The organism is Capsulimonas sp., assembly GCF_039929585.1.
GTDB lineage: Bacteria > Armatimonadota > Armatimonadia > Armatimonadales > Capsulimonadaceae > Capsulimonas.
This window is the reverse complement of record NZ_JBDSQY010000084.1, coordinates 1-2,363: the sequence shown is the minus strand read 5'-3', so window position 1 is coordinate 2,363 and position 2,363 is coordinate 1. Positions and strand designations below refer to the sequence as shown.

Below are 2,363 nucleotides of genomic sequence, written 5' to 3'. Positions count from 1 at the left end.
GGAGGGTGGCGCGAAGCGACGGGGTGGGTCTGCGGGTGGCCGAAGGCCGGGGGCTGCTAGCCTTTCTCAAACAGCGCGATTACCTCTTGCAGCTCTGCCTCCGTGTCCACGCCCACCGTCTCAAACGGTGTCTCGGAGACATAGATCGGCGCACCGTTCTCCAGGTATCGCAGCTGTTCCAATTGTTCACTGAGCTCTAAACCTCCCTGCGGCCAGCCGTGGAAGGCGGTCAGCGCATTGCGGGTATAGGCATAGAGGCCGATGTGCTTGAAGTACTCGACTTCGGGATAGTTGTCCCGGTTGTAAGGAATGGGTGAGCGGGAGAAGTAGAGTGCGCGACCGTCGATCGCGGTCACGACTTTGACGTTGTTTGGGTTCTGCGCGTCGTCCACGCCGATCTTCACTTTGAGGGTGGCGATTTCCGCTTCGCGCTCGTCGAGAATCGGAGCAAGGAGCTTTTCGATATGCTCGGGTTTTAGGGTTGGCTCGTCGCCCTGGATGTTGACGTACACGTCGGCGTCCGTGCGGGTGAGGACTTCGTAGAGACGATCGCTGCCGGACGGGTGCTCGGCGGTCATCATCACCGGGATTTCGGCGTGGGCGCACGAGTCATAGACTTCTTTGCTGTCCGTCGCCACGATGACTTCCGTCAGCAGCGGCGAGCGGCGGGCGTTCTCGTAGACCCAGTGCACCATCGGTTTGCCGGCGATAAGCCGCAGGACCTTGCCGGGAAGGCGCGTGCTGTGGAGGCGGGCGGGGATAACGCCTAAGATCTTCATGGGCATGTGCGGCCTTTACAAATTGGAAACTGAACTTTGAGTATAACCCAGCGCTGAGAGTGGTGTCAACAACGGCGGGCCGATGGGAGGACGTTTTCGGGTACAATAAAGGCAAATCGAACGGATATGCGCATTTTTGAGCGCCGCCCCCAAAGTCATGCCCACCCATTCCCCCATACGTCTGATGCACTTCGCCGATGTCCACTTCGGCGTGGAGAACTATGGTCGCTTCGATCCGGCGACGGGCCTCAATTCGCGTCTTGTGGATTTTAGGGACGCACTGAACGCCGCGATCGATGTCGCGCTGGCCGCAGGGGTGGAAGTCGCGCTGTTCGCTGGCGACGCTTACAAGACGCGCGATCCTAACCAGACCCAGCAGCGCGAGTTCGCCGCCTGTATCGGCCGGCTGACGCAGGCGGGCGTGCCTGTGGTGATGCTGGCGGGAAATCACGATATCCCGAACACCAAGGGACGCGCGAACTCGATTGAGATCTTTGGCGCGCTCGCGGCGGACCGGATGTTTGTGCTGGATACCCCAAGGGTGATCCAGGTGACGACGAGCAAGGGCAATATCCTGCAAGTCGCGTCGATGCCGTATTTGATCAAGAGTTTAGTTCTCTCTCGCGAAGAATCCAAGGACAAGGGCGTGCAGGAGACGACGGAGATGATCGTGGCGCGCTATGAGTCCGGGATCAATCAACTGGCGCAGAAGTGCGACCCCGATCTTCCGACAGTTTTGATGGGCCACTTCAGCGTTTCCAACGCGAAGCTCAGCGCCAATCAAATCGGCTATTTGACCAACGAACCCGAAGTTTCGATGTCGACACTGACCCAGGCGCCGTTCGACTATGTGGCGTTGGGTCACATCCATCGCTTTCAAGACTTGAACCGTGGTCAGCAGCCGCCGGTCGTTTATTCGGGAAGTGTTGAGCGGATCGACTTCGGCGAGCGAAATGAAGAAAAAGGCTTCGCGCTTGTCGACCTCGTCAAGGGCTTCACCGAAGTCAAGCACGTTCAGGGCAAAACGCGTCCGTTTGTCGAGATCGAAGTCGATGCGACGGACGCCGGCGAGGAGCCGACGGAGAAGATCCTGCTGGCGATCGCCAAGCTCGACATCAAGGACGCCGTCGTGAAGGCGTCCTATCAGATCAAGTCCGAGCAATTGCCGCACCTGCGCGAGAACGACCTGCGCGCCGCGCTGCAAAGCGCATTCATGGTCGTCTCGCTGCACAAAGAGATCACACGCGACGGCGACGCCGTACGCAGCAAACTGATGACCGAGGCCCTCGACCCATTGCAGGCCCTCGCGACCTATTGCGACACCCGCGAGAGCCTGCGCGGCCGCAAGGACGAGATGCTGCTCCGCGCCGAACCGCTGCTGCGCGAGCTTGAGGCGGAAGAGACGGTTAAATAGGGGCGTTAAGTCCCATAGCGCCAGAATATTCGATTCCCGGTTATGAAACCCGGGTCTGGGAGCGAAGCGCTAACCGTCCGTGCCGGACGGAAGATATTTCTGATCGATTATCGGTATTTGCGTCCGGCACGGACGCTTAGCGGCTTCGCCGCTCCCAGGCCCGGGTTTCA

2 protein-coding genes are annotated in these 2,363 nt (G+C 59.6%); one reads left to right on the top strand and one right to left on the bottom strand.

From position 1 onward, the window contains the following. Window positions 1-56: 56 nt before the first annotated feature. Entirely contained in the window at window positions 57-785 is a 729-nt protein-coding gene (gene kdsB / locus ABIZ35_RS05920; protein WP_348218952.1) for a 3-deoxy-manno-octulosonate cytidylyltransferase, read from the bottom strand. Between the two features lie 130 nt (window positions 786-915). Here kdsB and ABIZ35_RS05915 point away from each other — a divergent pair, with 130 nt between their 5' ends. Beyond that, window positions 916-2,193: an exonuclease SbcCD subunit D gene (locus tag ABIZ35_RS05915; protein ID WP_348218951.1), complete on the top strand. Its 1,278-nt coding sequence runs from the start codon at window positions 916-918 to the stop codon at window positions 2,191-2,193. Window positions 2,194-2,363: the final 170 nt, after the last annotated feature.

Bases quoted from the DNA above. Each gene is read 5' to 3' on its own strand.
- kdsB (WP_348218952.1), bottom strand. From the start codon at position 785: ATGCCCATGAAGATCTTAGGCGTTATCCCCGCCCGCCTCCACAGCACG.